Source organism: Telluria sp. ZB4P34 (genome assembly GCF_059686055.1).
The window spans coordinates 1-15867 of the sequence record NZ_JCASIF010000001.1 but is presented as its reverse complement, the minus strand read 5'-3'; the positions used below and the strand labels follow the sequence as shown (position 1 = coordinate 15867).

Sequence of the window (15867 nt, the reverse complement as noted above, 5' to 3'; positions counted from 1 at the left end):
CAGCAGTTCCTCTCTCATCCATACATAAGGTTGACAGAGCCTATTTTTTCGCCGGTCTGTTTCCCATTGCACCGTCCGGTTCCCGGCTTTGATGCACACTCGCGTCACCACAGAGTGCATGGCGGAGGAAGGATGATGGGGAGCGGGACCGCAACAGTCGAGCAGGGCATCCAGGCAGCCGGCGTCGGCCGCTTCCAGTACCGCCTGTTCGCCATCTTCGGCCTGGTCTGGGCGGCGGACGCCATGCAGGTGCTGTCGATCGGCTTCAGCGCGCCCTCGATCGCAAAGACCTTCGGCATCGGCCTGCCTCAGGCGCTCGAGACCGGCACCGTCTTTTTCGTGGGGATGCTGGTCGGCGCCTTCGGCTTCGGCCGCCTGGCGGACCGGATCGGACGGCGTCCGGTACTGATGGCGGCCGTGGTGCTGGATGCCTGCTTCGGCGTGGCCTCGGCCTTTGCGCCGGATTTCACCTGGCTGTTGCTGCTGCGCTTCCTCACCGGAGTCGGCGTGGGCGGTACCCTGCCGGTGGACTACACGATGATGGCGGAATTCCTGCCCAGCGACCGGCGCGGACGCTGGCTGGTGATGCTCGAGTCGTTCTGGGCGGTCGGCACCATCGCGCTGGCCGTGCTGGCCCTGGTGGCGGTCGAGCAGGGCGACGACGCCTGGCGCATGATCTTCTTCGTGACCGGGCTGCCTGCGCTGATCGGCGTGGTGCTGCGCCTGTACGTGCCGGAGTCGCCCATGTACCTGAACCGCAACGGCCAGACGGAGGCGGCCCAGGCCGTGCTGGAACAGGTGGCGCGGGTCAATGGCCGGGGCGCGGCAATTCCGCGGCTGGCGCCGGAGCATCCGGTGACCCGCTCGCTCTCGGCGCTGTTCGCCGGGCCCTTGCTGCGCCGCAGCCTGGCCCTGTTCGTGGCCTGGGCCCTGATCTCGATCGCCTACTACGGCGTGTTCGTTTACCTGCCGGTGCGCCTGAGCGCGGAAGGTTTCGGCTTCATGCGCGGCCAGGAATTCCTGATCCTGCTGGCGCTGGTGCAACTGCCCGGCTTCGCGCTGTCGGCCTATGGCGTGGAGCGCTGGGGGCGCAAGCCGACACTGGTCGGTTTCCTGCTGCTGAGCGCCGCCGGCTGCATGGCTTACAGCCTGGGCAGCACCACCCCGGTGGTGGTCGGCTCCACCCTCCTGATGAGCTTTGCGCTGCTGGGCACCTGGGGCGCGCTGTATGCCTTCACGCCGGAGGTCTACCCGACCGAGCTGCGCGCCAGCGGCATGGGCACGGCCGGCGCGGTGGCGCGTTTCGGCGGCCTGTTCGCCCCGAGCATCGTGGCGCCCGTGATGGCGACCCATTTCACGCTCGCGCTGGCGATGCTGGCGGGATTCCTCGTAATCGGTGCGATCGCAATCCTGTGTGTCGACGTGGAGTCGCGCCAGCGCGCGCTCGAATAAGCCGCTCAGCGGTACTCGCGGCGCGCCGGATCCTTTTCCTCTTCCGCCGCATCCGGCGTGCGCGCGGTCGGCAGGTGCCAGCCGAAGCGGATCGCGGCCAGGCGCAGGCCGAAGCACAGGGCCGCGCCGGCGCAGGCGGTGGCGGTGGTAGGCAGCTGCAGGGCGTCGCCCAGCACGACGACGCCGGCGCCGGCCAGGGCGGCCACGGCGTAGATGTCGGAGCGGAACACGGCCGGCACGTCGTTCAGCAGCACGTCGCGCGCGATACCGCCGCCGATGCCGGTGAGCATGCCGAGCAGGGCCGCCATCACCGGGTCCAGGCCGAATACCAGCGCTTTCTGGGTGCCGGCCACGCAGAACAGCGCCAGGCCGCCGCCGTCGAACAGCAGCACGGCATTGCGCAGGCGATTGATCACGGGATACCAGAAGAAGATGACGATGCCGGCCAGCAGCGACACGGCCAGATAGCGCCAGTCGCTGATCGCGGCGGGAGGCGTGGCGCCGATCAGGAGGTCGCGCACGATGCCGCCGGAGTTGGCGGCGACGAAGGAGAGCACCAGCACCCCGAAGATGTCGAGGCGGCGGCGGGCGCCGGCGATGGCGCCGCTGAGGGCGAACACGAAGGTGCCGATCAGGTCGAGCGTCAGCACCAGGGTTTTCATGGCGGCTCCCATGTCGAGAGCGAGTACGTCAAACACGTGTGTCCTGAAAATAGAGGGGGCGGAAGAATGCCCGGCATGGTAGCTTACCTGCCGGGATCCTGCCGTGCGCCCTCCAGTTCGCCGCACGCGCCTGGCGTGTCTGCCCTCGTCTGTCGCTCTTTGCCAGCCGCTGCCGCGTCAGCTGCGCCGGTCGTCCAGCCAGTCGAAAATCGCCGGCCAGATGCGCGCGTGCGCGCTGTTGCCGACCAGGACCCCCACGTGCTGCAAGTTCACGCCCACGTCGCCCGTGTAATGCAGCAGGCACTTGTGCTCGCTCGCGGCGGCCTCGTGGAAGGGCGCCAGCGCGGCTTCGGGGATCAGCTTGCTGCGCGGGTCGATCACGCTGACGAGGGGCGCGCGCAGGTCCTGCGGGCCGATGCGGCGACCGCCGACCTCCAGCCCGCCCTGCATGAACGCGTCATTGTGGTACAGGTCTTCGACCAGTTCGGTGAACAGGCGGCCTGGCAGGGGGAACTCGTCGTGGGTCCAGCGTTCCACGCGCATGTGGGTGGCCATGGCCTGCGGGTTGCCGAGAGACAGCCAGCGGTCGGCCATGCGTTCCCACCCGAAGGCTTGCGGTTCGGCCAGCGCGCTCACCATGTTGAGGAAGACGCCGGGCACCTGGCCGAAGTGGTCGGCGATCTGACGCGCGTGCGGCGACGCATCGATGAGCGGGCGGAAGCAGCAGGAACGATGCTCGAAGTGCAGCGGCGACTCCAGCAGGATGGTGGCGTCCACCTTGTCGGGGTGCAGGCAACTGTAGATCGCTGCCAGGATGCCGCCGAGCGAGTGCCCGGCCAGCGTCAGGGTCGGCCTGCCGCTGTCGCGCTCGATGGCCTGCCGGCAGGCTTCCAGCAGCCGGTCGCCGTAGTCGTCCAGGCCGAAGTCCGCGTCGTCTTCGAGCACCGGCGTCCATTCGGCCAGGTAGACGCGGTATCCTCGGGCCATCCAGCGCCGCACCACGCTGACGTCCGGGGCCAGGTCCCAGATGTAGGAGCGCTTGATCGGCGCCGGCACCAGCAGCACGGCGGGGCGATCGGGCTCCGCCGGGCCGGCGCCGTCGTCGCGGAAGCGGCGCAGGTTCAGGCCGGGTTCGCGATGGAGGACGGTGAACGGGGTTTCCTGCGGCCCGTAGCCGGCCCGTTCGAGCAGCTTGCCACGCGCCTGGCGGCTGCGGTCCATGTTCTTCAGGGCGGTGACGCCGAGGGCGGCGAGCACGGGCGTCGCAAACGGCGGGGGCAGGGAAAACAGGGAGGAAGGGTTCGGGGCATGCATGGGCGGTCTCGTCGGGTTCGGAGACCGCTACTCTACGCCGCACTGGCCCCGGCTTCAATCGTGCGCGCCCCACACGCCTTCGTCGTTTGCGGCGTATTAAACTAGGGATCCCAATCGTTTCCCGGAAGATCGTACAAGCGTGGCGTATCGTTTCCTGGCCGACGCGGTGCTGCTGGTGCACTTCGGCTTCATCCTGTTCGTCGTGTTCGGCGCGCTGCTGGTGCTGCGCCGGGCCCGATTGTTGCCGCTGCACCTGCTTGCTGTCGCTTGGGGCTTCGGCATCGAGGTGCTGGGCGGCGTGTGCCCGCTGACGCATGCCGAGAACCACATGCGCCTCCTGGCCGGCGAGGCAGGCTACGCCGGCGGCTTTATCGACCACTACCTGCTGCCGCTGGTCTACCCGGGCGAGATGACGCGCAGCCTGCAGCTGGGACTGGCAGCAGGCGTGCTCGTCATCAACGGCGTGCTGTACGCATGGATCCTGCGACGCCGCCGCACGGGGCCAGGCGCTTACTCGACCCAGGCGAAGCCGTCGCGCGCCAGCAGCGCGAAGGATTCCGCCGGACCCCAGGAGCCCGCCGCGTAGGGGTGCGGCTTCTCGCCCAGCGTGGACCAGCCTTCGATGATCGGATCGGCCCATTCCCAGGCCGCTTCCAGTTCGTCGCGGCGCATGAAGTGGGTCAGGCGGCCGCGCACGACGTCGATCAGGAGGCGCTCGTAGGCTTCGGCGCGGCGCTGCTGGAAGGCCGACTGCAGGTCGAGGTTGAGCGCCACCTGCTGCATCTGCATGCCGCTGCCGGGCTGCTTGGCCATGATCTGCAGCTTGATCGCTTCTTCCGGCTGCAGCTCGATGACGAGGCGGTTGGCGACGCCGCCCGGCATATCGGGGAATAGCGGGAACGGCGGGTTGGCGAACTCGACCACGATCTTGGACGAGCGGCGCGCCATGCGCTTGCCGGTGCGCAGGAAGAAGGGCACCTTCGACCAGCGCCAGGTGTCGATGTGCGCGCGCAGGGCGACGAAGGTTTCCGTCTTGCTGTCCTGCGGGACATTCTTTTCTTCGAGGTAGCCGTTCACTTCCTGGTTGCCGCTGACCCCGCGGACGTATTGCCCGCGCACCGTGTCGCGCGCAATGTCGGCCAATCCAAAGCGGCGCAGCGAGCGGAGCACCTTGAGCTTCTCGTCGCGCACGGCGTCCGGCGACAGCGAGGTGGGCGGTTCCATGGCGACGATGCACAGCAGCTGCAGCAGGTGGTTCTGCACCATGTCGCGCATGGCGCCGGTGCCGTCGTAGAAGCCGGCGCGGCTGCCCACGCCCACTTCTTCGGCAACCGTGATCTGCACGCTCGAGATGTTCGGCGCGCGCCACAGCGGCTCCAGGATCGAGTTCCCGAAGCGCAGCACCATCAGGTTCTGCACCGTCTCCTTGCCCAGGTAGTGGTCGATGCGGTAGATCTGCGACTCGGCGAAGTGCTTGCCGACGGCTTCGTTGATCTCAATGGCGGAAGCCAGGTCCTGGCCCAGCGGTTTCTCGAGCACCACGCGCGCCTTGGCGTCGACCAGGCCGGCTGCGGCCAGCTTTTCGCAGATGGTGGTGAACAGGGCCGGCGCGGTCGACAGGTAGAACACGCGCTGCGCGCCCGGATGGGCGGCGCGGGCCAGCGGGCCGAAGTCGGGCGCCTGCTGGACGTCGAGCCGCACGTATTCGAGCAGTTGCAGGAAGCCGTCCCAGGTCTTTTCGTTGAAGTTGTTGCTCGCGATGAAGGAGCGCGAATGTTCTTCGACGTGGGCAAGATAGGCTTCCCGATCGAGTTCCTGGCGGCCGGTCGAAATGATGCGGGTCGGCGCCGGCAGGTTCCCATGCAGGAAAGCCATGTAGAGCGCAGGGAGCAGCTTGCGCATCGCCAGGTCGCCCATGCCGCCGAAGATGATCATGTCGAGCGGAAGACCGGTGTCAGTGTCTGTCGAAGAAGTCATAGAAAAGCCATTAGTAGCCAAACAGGTTGAAAAAGACGTTGTCTGCACCGGCACGGAATGCTCCTCCTCGCGCCGTGGCCGGCGGCGCTCGCCGCACGATACCGGGCCGGGCTGCTCCGCCGCCAGTGCTCCGATACGGTAGCAGAATGACAGCGGATGCGCACGAGACGTCCCGGCTTGTGGCCGGACGGGAGCGCCCGGGCGCGGATGTGCGCCGCGGGCATGGGCCAGCGCTTGCGCTGGGCCCCGTAGCTTACATCCTGGGCAATAATAAGGAAATGACAAAGTGCGCCGGCGTGTAGTACGGCACCTGGACCGTTTCAGAGCCAAATTTGCTTAAGTGGGCGGTAATGCAAATAAAATTTGCATTGTATGCGCTCGCTGCAAATTTCGTTTGCATGACATTGGGCGAGCCCGGTGATGTATCGGACACGTAAGGCGATGCCTTATACTGGCCGCTTTCGTCTATCACTCTTCCGCATGCCTCGTTCCGTCCGCGCCGCTGTCCTCGCAAGCACCCTGGCCGCCACCCTGCTTGCAGCAGGATGCGCGAACGTCAATCCCTACTATGACGCCGCCAAGCGCCATCACCGGCCGGAAGGCTTCGCCAACAATTACCCGAACAATCCGGCCTACCAGCGGCCGCAGGTCGGCTTCTTCGAAGGCTGGGCCGGGCGCTTCAGGAACTGGACCTCGGACGGTTCCGAGCGGGCCCCGCTGGCGCCGGTAGAGACGGTCAAGCCGGATCTCGCCTGGCTTCACCAGAACCGCACCGAGCCGGCGCTGACCTGGATCGGCCACGCCAGCTTCCTGCTGCAGACGGGGAATGGCGTGAACATCCTCACCGACCCGATCTTCGACGAGCGCGCCTCGCCCGTCTCCTTTGCCGGCCCGAAGCGGCAGCAAGCCCCCGGTATCGCCCTGGCCGAGCTGCCGCATGTGGATGCGATCCTGATCAGCCATTCGCATTACGACCACCTGTCGCTGGATTCGCTGCGCGCCTTGTACCGCCAGAAAGGCGGGCCGCCGAAGCTGTACGCGCCGCTCGGCATCGACCTGTGGCTGGCGCAGCACGTGACAGGCGGCGACCGTACCCATATCGTCCGGCTCGACTGGTGGGACAAGGCGAGCCTGCGCGGCCTGGAACTGCAGCTGCTGCCGGTGCACCACTGGTCAGCACGCGGCCTGTACGACCGCAACCAGACCCTGTGGGGCGGCTGGGCCGTGACCCGTCCCGGCTTCTCCTTCTTCTTCTCGGGCGACCTGGGGTATTCGAAGGACATCGGCGACATCGCCGCGCGCTTCCCGGACGGCTTCGACCTGGCGGCGATCGGCATCGGCGCCTACCAGCCGGTGTGGTACCGCAACTCCCACGTCAGCCCGGACGAGGCCGTGCGCATCCACCGCGAACTGCGGGTGCGGCGCAGTATCGGCATGCATTGGGGCACCTTCCCGATGGGACAGGAACGCATCGACCAGGCGCCGCGCGACCTGGCCATTGCGCGCCGCGCCCAGGGCGTGGCCGACGGCGCCTTCGGCGTGCTGCGTATCGGCGAGACCTACCGCGTGCCGCCGCGCCCGGCGGGGCAGGGCGTGCAGACTGGCGCGGCCGCGCCGGCCGCCGCCGCGTCCGCTCCCTGAGCCTGCAGGCACGGCCCGGTCAAGCCTTGACGGCGCGCTTGTTGGCCTGGGTGATGGTCCAGTAGTAGATGGTGCGGCCGTCCACCTCGTCCTTCCTCTCGGCCGGCCAGTCCGGCCCCATGTCGAAGGCGTGCGACACGACGCGGGTGCCCACCTTCAGCTGCTGCCACAGGCGCGGCCGCAGCTTCACGTTCACCGAGGGCAGCAGGTAGAGGGTGACCACGGTGGCGGGCGACACGTCGGCCTGGAACAGGTCGCCGACCATGAAGTTGACGCGGTCCGCCACGCCGGCCTGTTTCGCATTTGCCTTGGCCTCGGCAATGCGCACCGGGTTCAGGTCGATGCCGGTGCCGCGCGCGCCGCGCGCCCTGGCGGCCGTGACCACGATCCGTCCGTCGCCGCAGCCCAGGTCGTACAGCACGTCGTTCTTGCCGACCTTGCCCATCTCAAGCATGCGGTCGACCACTTCCTGCGGCGTCGGCACGTAGGGCACGTCCAGGCGGGACGGTTCGGCCAGGTCCTGGGCCAGCGCCTGCCGGACGGGCAGCAGGCCCAGGCCTGCGGTGGCGGCGGCGGACAGCATCAATGTACGGCGGCGATAGTCGCAAACTGCATCGAAAGTCATGTGCGCTCCTTCAGGTGGGTTTAGGGGACGGTTCTTGTCGGCGCCGCGTCGCCGTCGTTTCGGTCGAGAAAGAACAGCAGCAGCAATCCGCTGGCGAGGACGGCCACGCCGATCCAGGCCGCGTTCAGCCCGCCGAGCGACTGGCTGTAGACGTAGGACAGGCTCGACCAGAGCATGTAGGCGCAGCTGGCGCAGAACAGTAGCGGCAGCAGCGGATACAGCGGCACCCGGAACGGGCGCGGCAGTGCGGGTTCGCGCCGGCGCAGCACGAACAGCGATATGCCACTGAGCAGGAAGAACAGCCAGAACACCGGCGCCGTGAACTCGACCATGGCCTTGAAGCCGCCACCGAAGGCCGCCCCCACGCCCACCAGCAGCAGGGCCGCGACGCACTGCACCGACATGGCCACGGCCGGGGTGCTGTTCTCGCCGTTCCACTGGCCCAGCCGGCTGAGCAGGCGCCAGTCGCGTCCCATCGCGAATCCGGTACGGGCGCCGACGATCATGGTGGCGTTGATCGAAGTGAGGGCCGCGATCGCCACCAGGATGGAAATCACTTTCTCCCCGGCGGGGCCAAAAGCCTGCCCCATCACATCGGCTGCCAGCGCCTCGGACCTGGCCATGCCCTGCAGCCCGAGCACCTGCAGGCAGGCCCAGGTGACCATCAGGTACAGGACGGTGATGATGAGGATCGACAGTGTCAGCGCGCGCACCATGCTGGCCGGGCCGCCGCGCATCTCGGCGCTGATGTACGCGGCCTCGTTCCAGCCGCCATAGGTGAGCAGCACGAACACCATCGCCATCCCGAAGGACAGCGGGGCCGCCGCAGACACGGCCGAGGCGGATTGAGGGCCAGGGGCGCTACCGTCAGTAAAGAACGCGGCGGCTACAGCGAGCAGCAACAGGCCGGCGATCTCGGCGAGCGTCAGCCACATCTGGGCGCCGGCGCCGGCGCGCAGGCCCTGCAGGTTGACGACGGACAGGACCACGATGACGGCCGCGGCGTAGGCAATGGCGCCCCAGCCGTCCGGCAGCATCGTGAGCGGCACGGCCTGCTGCATGTAGTCGCCGAACACGAAGGCGAGCAGGGCGATCGAGCCGGTCGTGATCACGGCAAAGCGGGCCCAGCCGAACAGGAAGGCGGTGGAGCGGCCGTAGGCGCGGTGCAGGAAGTGGTAGTCGCCGCCGGGATGGGGATAGGCGGTGGTGAGTTCCGAGTAGCACAGGGCGCCGACCAGCGAAATGAGCCCGCCCAGGATCCACATGGCGAACATCCACTCGGCGCTTCCGCTGAGGCCGGCGACGATGGAGGGCGACTTGAAGATGCCGGCGCCGATGACGACGCCGACGATCAGGGCGACGGCCTGGCGCAGGCCGAGCAGCCGGCGCGGCGTAGTGCCGTCGTCGGTCGACGCAAACAGTTCCTCATCGGTACGGTCCATGGGTGCCGATCAATGCGAAGGTGGGAACTCTGCCGGCAAGGGTCGCCGGGTCGGTGAAGCATCGTGCGCAGGACCGTTCTTCCAGGGCGCAGGGGCCTGCGGCGACCGATTATAGGCAAGCGTGTTGCAGCGTGGCGCGCGCCTGACAGGCGGCGTGTTCGAGCCAGTGGGCGGCGCTCTGCTGCGCCAAGGTAGATTGCTGAGTCGCGCGCCAGCAACGCTGGCAGGCTATTGTGCGCCGCCGGGTCCGGTTCAGCCAAATACTGATCCCCTGCACTTCGGAAGCAGGAGGTTTTATGCCCAAGGTGACCCAGGCTTTTTTCACACCGTTGACGGCGGCATCGTGAGTATCCGTCGCGTCTCCTCGACCCCTGCCTTCGCCGCGCCGCTGACGCTCGCTCCCCGTTCGACAGGTATCGCTTTCGCGAATCCAAGGGTATGCTGTTCCTTGAGGCTGGAAGCGACGCCAGCCGGGCGCCAGCGTCCTGACCAATGGCCGTTGAGGCCCGTCTTCGATCGCCGGGTCCGCCGCCTGCGCGACCATGCGGCATCGAGCACGGCGCGCAGATGGTCGCCAATCTTTGCATGGGGGACCCGAGCTTGCACCACGCCGGCACCTGCATCACGGCGTTCTACAGTTTGGCCTCCTGTCGGCAGGCCACGTCATGCCGCGCATGCGGCCTCACTTCAAGGATCAGACAATGTCTCACCTTGCCAAACCTTGCTACAAGCTTTGCTGCCTGTTGCTTTGCGCAACGCCAGTCGTTGCGCTGGCAGAGCCCGTCACCATCACCACGCAGTCGACCGGCACGGTCCGGGCATTTCCCGGACTGCTCCAAGCGCTCGGCATGGACAGGGCGTACGGGCTGCAGGAGCTCCCCTACGAGTTGACGCTCACGTCCACGTACGATCCGGGCAGGTTCAGCACACCGAACGAGTACGACTTCGACTACGTCAGCGCGATTGCAGTGGAATTTCGACTGGGCGACATGCGCTATTACGCCAGCGGCAGCGGCTTCAGCGCCGTGCGGCGAGCACCGAGCGACGGCAATGACTCATACGAACACGTGGTCGAGTTCCTGCCGGCGGGCTCGCAATGGTCGTACGAATTCACCCAGGTGGGCATCCTGAAGCTTCCCAGCACATATTGGGGAGCGCTGGAGCCGCGCCAGCTGGACCCGGTCGACGTGGTCTTCGGGTATCTCGAGGTCGGCGCCTACCCGGTCGGTCCGGACGCACCAGACGGTCCCGCGGGCCTGCTGGACAGCACGATGTCCCGCATGGCCGTACAGGTGAGCGTCGTGCCGGAGCCCGCGCCGTTCGTGATGTTGGCCGTCGGCGCGCTGACGCTGGGACTGCGGCGGCGGTTCGGACGCGTGCCGGCTGGCCGCAAGGCGGCATGAGCAGAAAAGTGCGGTGGCGCGGTGCCGTTCAGTTGCATTCTGAGCGCGCGGCGCCAGCTCTTGATTGTGCTACGCCAGGTCGACGATCAAGCGCTGGCATCCTGTCGAGCGAGGCCTCCGTCCAACGCAAGCGTAGCAACGAGAGCAAGCTTAACGGTTGGCTGGCTCGACAGTCGGAAACAGAGACTAGGAAGCGGTAGGCCAGTCGATCAGACCGCGTTGAGTACTGCCGTAGAAGCTGGCAGGTTCAGGTTGGGTCAGCGCGACTCCGTCACGCAGGCGTGCCACCAAATCCGGGTTGGAAATGAAGGGACGCCCAAAGGCGACGAAGTCGACAACTGACTGGTTCACACGCCGTTCCGCGAGTGCCAGATCGTAGCCGTTGTTCCCGATGAACGCGCCCTTGAATCTAGTGCGCAATATGTCTAGATCGATACCTTTTGGATAGTCGCGCGCGCCACCGGTGACCCCTTCCACGAAGTGGAGGTAGGCAAGCTGAAAACGGTTAAGCTCCTCGATTAAATGGCCGTAGGTGCCCATCACATTGCTGTCCAGTGGCGTCTCGCCAAGCTGCATCGAAACCGGGGACAGACGGATGCCTACACGACCGCCGCCCCACACATCCACCACAGCTTGGGTCACTTCCAAAGTAAGGCGCGCGCGATTAGCCACAGACCCTCCATAGATATCCGTGCGCTTGTTCGTCGAGTCGCGTAGGAACTGATCTAGAAGATAACCATTTGCTGCGTGAATTTCGACGCCATCGAAGCCTGCACGCCGGGCTTTTTCGGCAGCCTCGCGGTATTGTTGAACGATGCCCGGAACCTCGTCAGTACGCAGTTCCCTAGGCATGGAGGGCTCGACGGAGCCGGACTGGGTGAACACCATGCCGCCTGCGCGGATAGCAGACGGAGCAACCGGCGCAGCGCCATCCGGCTGCAAATCGACATGGGAGAGGCGGCCGACGTGCCATAACTGCAGGAAGATCTTTCCACCTGCTTCGTGCACTGCGCTTGTTACCTTGGCCCAGCCTGCGACTTGCTCCTCGGTCCAGATACCTGGAGTGCCGGCGTAGCCCCGACCTTGCGCGGAGATGTTGACGCCTTCGCTGATGATAAGTCCTGCGCTTGCGCGCTGTGCATAGTAGACGGCGTGCATGTCTTTCGGCACACCGTCCGAACCGGCTCGGGTGCGCGTCATCGGCGCCATTACGAATCGATTCGAGGTAGAAACGGAACCTAGCGTGGCGGGAGAAAAGAGTTTGGACACTTGAACTTGTGTGTTCATAAGAGCTCCTTGATTGAAGGACAGTATGAAAGTGACGGATTCGCGCTGCCATTGGCAACGCAGGAAAGGCGCTGAGCATCAAACATCACTAGACAAGGGACGAGTGCTGGGCGTATGAGATACTGTAGCGAGTAACAGTTACCGTTACTAGGCGAGGGATGCGAGATTCTTTCTAACGATTAGCGTTATAACGATGGATACTATCAACCTGGAAGTTTTTGTCGCTGCCGTCTCTGAGCGCAGCTTGTCTGGAGCTGCACGCAGGCTCAAGCTGACCCCGATGGCGGTGACCCGGCGAATCGCCGCGCTGGAGCATGAGATAGGTATCCGGCTAATTCACCGTTCTACGCGCGCGATCTCCCTGACGAGCGAGGGGGAAGCCTTCCTGCCATTCGCGCTCGAAATCCTGGAAACGCATGAGGCCGCGCGTGCCGCCCTCAATCCGTCAGGGTCTGGCGCGTCGGGGCTGCTTCGCGTGAGCGCGCCGGTTACCCTGGGACGCAAGGTCATCATGCCACTCGTCCCCCATTTGCTTCAGGCCCACCCAGGCTTGCGCATCGATCTCGGACTGAGCGACGCGCTAGTGGACATCGTGTCGTCCGGCGTCGATGTCGCAATTCGGATCGCCCCGCTACGGGACTCAGCTTTGGTTGCGCGCCATCTTGCCGATAATCCGAAACACCTCTACGCGTCGCCATCCTACCTTGCTGCGCGAGGGAAGCCCGCATCGCTGCAGGACTTGGAAGCACACGAATGCCTGACGTTTTCCGACGCCACGCATTGGAAGTTTAATGTCGGCGAACAAGACTATACGGTACGCACCTCTAGCCGCTTCAGTTCGAGTGGCGTAGACGGGTTTCTGGCAGCGTGCACTGCTGGCTTGGGCATTGCCCGTTTGTCATGGTGGGATGCATGGGACGATGTCCGGTCGGGGGCACTTGTGCGTATCGATTTGCCGGGTGTCAAACCTCAGGATCTGTCCGTCTGGGCCGTGTATCCCACCAGGCGACAAGTGCTTCCGAAACTGCAGGTCTTCCTGGGCGCTCTCAAAGACGCCTTGGCGCACGGCAGGCCCCCGTCTGCTGAGAACAGCTTACACCCTCATGAATAGCCATAAGGTGGCTTGGCAACTGGCCAAGCCAAAGCTGCCAGCAATTCCGCATATATCGCTTGATCCTTGCACGATCACAAGTAGTTCCGCTGTAGGTCCAGCCTGTGTAGAAACTCATCAGCAGGACCCGTAAGCCGAATTGTACGGTTCACGGCAAGCCCGAGAGCATATGGAAGCGCTACCGTCCTGGCCATCCTGTTCTCCTATTCTCGGCAACACCAGCAGAAGAAGCGCTCCACACCTGCCGTGACGACTTGCAGCGTCGGCCTTGAGATGACCGGCGGCATTTACCTTGGCGCGCGCTGGATGCACGAGCGATCCTGAATCCCCCTTTGCGGTGCCCTACGAAGCTTTTGGAGCGCATTCTCGCAGCTACAAAATTTTCATCTCAAGACCGTCTGTCGAACTGCTTCCCATGGATAATGGAATCCTCGAGTTATCAATCCGACAGATCCGCCAATGAAAAAATTCCTGATTGCCGCCGCTGCCATTGCATTCGCCGGCAGCGCCTTTGCCGCCACCGTCCAGGACGTCGCGGAGCGTTACACCAAGCTGGTGCTCGCCATCGGCGTGCACGATCCCGCCTACGTGGACGCCTATTACGGCCCGCCCAAATTGCAAGAGCAAGTGAGCAAGGAGCGCCAGGCTTTGACGGCCATCCGCGCCGAGATCGAACTGGCCCTCGAGGAACTGGCCCGCCAGCGCGCGACCGGTGCCGACGAAGTCCTGCGCATCGAATTCCTGAGCAAGCAGTTGCAGTCCATGCTCACCCGCGTCGACATGTTAAGCGGTAAAAAGTTCAAGTTCGACGAGGAGAGCAAGCGCCTGTACGACGCAGTATCGCCGCACCACGACCGGGCCTATTACGAACGCATCGTGCAGCAGATCGACAAGATGCTGCCCGGCAGCGGCACGGTGAGCGATCGGCTGATGGCCTATCGCAGCAAGTTCGTCATTCCGAAGGACAGGCTCAAGCCCGTGTTCGACGCTGCCATCAAGGCTTGCCGCGAGCGCTCCGCCAAGTACATCAGCTTGCCGGCCAACGAGAGCTTCGTGCTCGAATTCGTCACCAATAAACCATGGAGCGGCTACAACTGGTACAAGGGCAATGCCCAGAGCCTGATTCAGATTAATACCGAGTTCCCGATCTACCTGGACCGCGCCGTCGACCTGGGCTGCCACGAAGGGTATCCCGGCCACCACGCGTATAACGCGCTGCTGGAAAAGTCGCTCGTGAAAGACAAGAATTGGCTTGAGTTCAGCGTGTATCCGCTGTATTCGCCGATGTCGCTGATCGCCGAAGGCACCGCCAACTACGGCATCGACATGGCGTTCAGCGACGCCGAGCGCCTAGCCTTCGAAAAAGCGGTGTTGTACCCGATCGCCGGCATCGACCCTGCGCTGGCCGATCAATACGCACAGCTGCGCAAACTGACTGCCAAACTCAGCTACGCGGACAACGACGCCGCCATGCACTACCTGGAAGGAAAGTGGGACAAGGCGAAAACCATCGAGTGGCTTGTCAACGTGCAGTTGTACCCGCCCGAGAAAGCCGCCCAGCGGATCTCGTTCTACGACGCCAATCGCAGCTATGTCATCAACTACAACCTGGGAGCGGATCTGGTGAATGCGTATATCGAGCGCAAGGCCACGTCGAAGGACCCGGAAACCGCACGCGCGCAGCGCTGGGCCGCGTTCAAGGAGCTGCTCTCCTCGCCGCGCCTGGCCAGCGGCTTGCGTTAGTCGTTATGGAGGCCCAGGTAGCTTGGTCTGGCAAGCTCCTGGGCCGGTCTACCGCAATGCGGATGCGCGAAGGTCGATCGCACGATGCGGGCGAGGGCGGACGTGAAAGATTTCCGCCTCCATTTTGATTGCGTGGCGTGCCTGGCAGTTAACTAAAGGGACGATCCTTGTCGACGGGGCTGCGCAGCGGGTGCCTTCGCACAGCAAGATGGGTGGGGGTAGACCCAGCATCCTCGTGCTGCGCCTTCTCCTTACGCTTGAGAAAGTCAATGGTATAGGAGGCAGTCAGGAACGTGCACACTGCCACTGCTGCGCCCATCGAAAGATCCCAGATGAGCATGCTGGGCAGCGCGGCTGCCAAACCGATCCAGGCGGAGGTTTTCGCGTTGGCGAGGACTGCAGCGTGTTCCGGAAGCAGAGGGGCTGTCCGCGCTTGCTGTACTGCGGCTTGCGGAGCACTTGCAACCTCAAAATCGTCCGGCCGCATCGCGTAAAGCACTGCGGCCACGTAATGAGGCGGGACTTCTACAACAAACGAAATTCCTTCGCGGCGGTTCTCGATCTTGAGACGCAACGGAGTGTGCAAGTAAGCGGACAGCAACTCGCTGTTCAAATCGACGGCAAGGTCCTCGATCCACTGCCCACTTCCACCGGAGCGGTCGACGTTCGACGTAATGTGCTCGAGGCGGATTCCAACGCCTTCAGGAAGGACAGCACGGTCGTAGCCTACCAGTCCTTGTTCTGGCCTGTTGGCGACAACGACGTAGAGCTGAATTAGGCAACCGAGCTCGTTCGAGAAGACGCGTGCGAATACGCTCCAGCTCGATGGCTCATTCTTTGGCCCGCCAATCCCAAGGAAAGCTTGGGAAAATTTTATTTCCGGGAAAGTAGTAAGGGAGGAAGCATCAAATTCGCCCCTCTCAGTGCGAGCCTGAGAAGCAACAAGCATCGCCTCGTAAGGAATAGTTGGTTGGGGAAGTGGGGCGATATCGCTCATATAGTTTCAGTAAATGTCAGTCGTAAGGATTCTACCGTTATAGTTTCCAAGGGGCAATGGAGGCGTGTCACTTGGCGTGGTCCTGATGCCATCCATTGATCTTGCCCCGCTTTTCCCAGACACAGCCCGATGCCTATTTAGCGTCAGTTTCCAGAGCCTGACGGCGTCGCTCTTTCCTAAACATGCGCGGCGATTTGTAGCCGAGCGCAGAAT

The 15867-nt window shown here is 64.5% G+C and carries 13 protein-coding genes; 6 read left to right on the top strand and 7 right to left on the bottom strand.

Annotated elements, in window-relative coordinates; genetic code table 11:
* Positions 1-135: 135 nt before the first annotated feature.
* On the top strand, positions 136-1452 hold the full coding sequence (locus AC56KL_RS00065; protein ID WP_497178122.1) for an MFS transporter: 1317 nt from the start codon (positions 136-138) through the stop codon (positions 1450-1452).
* A 5-nt stretch (positions 1453-1457) separates the two neighbouring features.
* Here AC56KL_RS00065 and AC56KL_RS00060 read toward each other — a convergent pair whose 3' ends face one another.
* Both AC56KL_RS00060 and AC56KL_RS00055 read right to left on the bottom strand, forming a co-directional pair.
* Entirely contained in the window at positions 1458-2150 is a 693-nt protein-coding gene (locus tag AC56KL_RS00060; protein WP_497178121.1) for a trimeric intracellular cation channel family protein, read from the bottom strand.
* 141 nt (positions 2151-2291) lie between these two features.
* Complete coding sequence (locus AC56KL_RS00055; protein ID WP_497178120.1) at positions 2292-3428, bottom strand: alpha/beta fold hydrolase; 1137 nt, start codon at positions 3426-3428, stop codon at positions 2292-2294.
* Between the two features lie 139 nt (positions 3429-3567).
* On the opposite strand from AC56KL_RS00055, the gene AC56KL_RS00050 reads away from it, so the two are divergent.
* A complete protein-coding gene (locus tag AC56KL_RS00050) occupies positions 3568-4014 on the top strand; it encodes a DUF2784 domain-containing protein (RefSeq protein ID WP_497178119.1) in 447 nt (148 codons plus the stop codon).
* Here the strand turns inward: AC56KL_RS00050 and zwf are convergent.
* Positions 3939-5405: a glucose-6-phosphate dehydrogenase gene (gene zwf, locus AC56KL_RS00045; RefSeq protein WP_497178118.1), complete on the bottom strand. Its 1467-nt coding sequence runs from the start codon at positions 5403-5405 to the stop codon at positions 3939-3941. The genes AC56KL_RS00050 and zwf overlap by 76 nt on opposite strands.
* A gap of 480 nt (positions 5406-5885) precedes the next feature.
* On the opposite strand from zwf, the gene AC56KL_RS00040 reads away from it, so the two are divergent.
* Positions 5886-7046: an MBL fold metallo-hydrolase gene (locus tag AC56KL_RS00040; protein ID WP_497178117.1), complete on the top strand. Its 1161-nt coding sequence runs from the start codon at positions 5886-5888 to the stop codon at positions 7044-7046.
* 19 nt (positions 7047-7065) lie between these two features.
* On the opposite strand, the gene AC56KL_RS00035 is transcribed toward AC56KL_RS00040, so the two are convergent.
* Both AC56KL_RS00035 and AC56KL_RS00030 read right to left on the bottom strand, forming a co-directional pair.
* Positions 7066-7671 carry an SAM-dependent methyltransferase gene (locus AC56KL_RS00035; protein WP_497178116.1) on the bottom strand — a complete coding sequence of 202 codons (606 nt, stop codon included), beginning with the start codon at positions 7669-7671 and terminating at the stop codon, positions 7066-7068.
* Positions 7672-7691: 20 nt separating this feature from the next.
* On the bottom strand, positions 7692-9113 hold the full coding sequence (locus AC56KL_RS00030; RefSeq protein WP_497178115.1) for an APC family permease: 1422 nt from the start codon (positions 9111-9113) through the stop codon (positions 7692-7694).
* Between the two features lie 701 nt (positions 9114-9814).
* On the opposite strand from AC56KL_RS00030, the gene AC56KL_RS00025 reads away from it, so the two are divergent.
* On the top strand, positions 9815-10516 hold the full coding sequence (locus AC56KL_RS00025; RefSeq protein WP_497178114.1) for a hypothetical protein: 702 nt from the start codon (positions 9815-9817) through the stop codon (positions 10514-10516).
* Between the two features lie 186 nt (positions 10517-10702).
* Here the strand turns inward: AC56KL_RS00025 and AC56KL_RS00020 are convergent, their stop codons facing one another.
* On the bottom strand, positions 10703-11803 hold the full coding sequence (locus tag AC56KL_RS00020; RefSeq protein ID WP_497178113.1) for an alkene reductase: 1101 nt from the start codon (positions 11801-11803) through the stop codon (positions 10703-10705).
* A 193-nt stretch (positions 11804-11996) separates the two neighbouring features.
* Here AC56KL_RS00020 and AC56KL_RS00015 point away from each other — a divergent pair, with 193 nt between their 5' ends.
* Positions 11997-12914: a LysR family transcriptional regulator gene (locus AC56KL_RS00015; RefSeq protein ID WP_497178112.1), complete on the top strand. Its 918-nt coding sequence runs from the start codon at positions 11997-11999 to the stop codon at positions 12912-12914.
* Positions 12915-13373: 459 nt separating this feature from the next.
* Positions 13374-14657: a hypothetical protein gene (locus tag AC56KL_RS00010; RefSeq protein ID WP_497178111.1), complete on the top strand. Its 1284-nt coding sequence runs from the start codon at positions 13374-13376 to the stop codon at positions 14655-14657.
* A 148-nt stretch (positions 14658-14805) separates the two neighbouring features.
* On the opposite strand, the gene AC56KL_RS00005 is transcribed toward AC56KL_RS00010, so the two are convergent.
* Positions 14806-15654 carry a hypothetical protein gene (locus AC56KL_RS00005; protein WP_497178110.1) on the bottom strand — a complete coding sequence of 283 codons (849 nt, stop codon included), beginning with the start codon at positions 15652-15654 and terminating at the stop codon, positions 14806-14808.
* Positions 15655-15867: the final 213 nt, after the last annotated feature.

What these genes read in the sequence shown, in the direction of transcription:
- AC56KL_RS00025 (WP_497178114.1), top strand. Translation starts at nt 9,815, where the DNA reads ATGTCTCACCTTGCCAAACCTTGCTACAAGCTTTGCTGCCTGTTGCTT.
- AC56KL_RS00065 (WP_497178122.1), top strand. Translation starts at nt 136, where the DNA reads ATGGGGAGCGGGACCGCAACAGTCGAGCAGGGCATCCAGGCAGCCGGC.
- AC56KL_RS00030 (WP_497178115.1), bottom strand. Translation starts at nt 9,113, where the DNA reads ATGGACCGTACCGATGAGGAACTGTTTGCGTCGACCGACGACGGCACT.
- AC56KL_RS00035 (WP_497178116.1), bottom strand. Translation starts at nt 7,671, where the DNA reads ATGACTTTCGATGCAGTTTGCGACTATCGCCGCCGTACATTGATGCTG.
- AC56KL_RS00040 (WP_497178117.1), top strand. Translation starts at nt 5,886, where the DNA reads ATGCCTCGTTCCGTCCGCGCCGCTGTCCTCGCAAGCACCCTGGCCGCC.
- AC56KL_RS00020 (WP_497178113.1), bottom strand. Translation starts at nt 11,803, where the DNA reads ATGAACACACAAGTTCAAGTGTCCAAACTCTTTTCTCCCGCCACGCTA.
- AC56KL_RS00010 (WP_497178111.1), top strand. Translation starts at nt 13,374, where the DNA reads ATGAAAAAATTCCTGATTGCCGCCGCTGCCATTGCATTCGCCGGCAGC.
- AC56KL_RS00005 (WP_497178110.1), bottom strand. Translation starts at nt 15,654, where the DNA reads ATGAGCGATATCGCCCCACTTCCCCAACCAACTATTCCTTACGAGGCG.
- AC56KL_RS00055 (WP_497178120.1), bottom strand. Translation starts at nt 3,428, where the DNA reads ATGCATGCCCCGAACCCTTCCTCCCTGTTTTCCCTGCCCCCGCCGTTT.
- AC56KL_RS00015 (WP_497178112.1), top strand. Translation starts at nt 11,997, where the DNA reads ATGGATACTATCAACCTGGAAGTTTTTGTCGCTGCCGTCTCTGAGCGC.
- zwf (WP_497178118.1), bottom strand. Translation starts at nt 5,405, where the DNA reads ATGACTTCTTCGACAGACACTGACACCGGTCTTCCGCTCGACATGATC.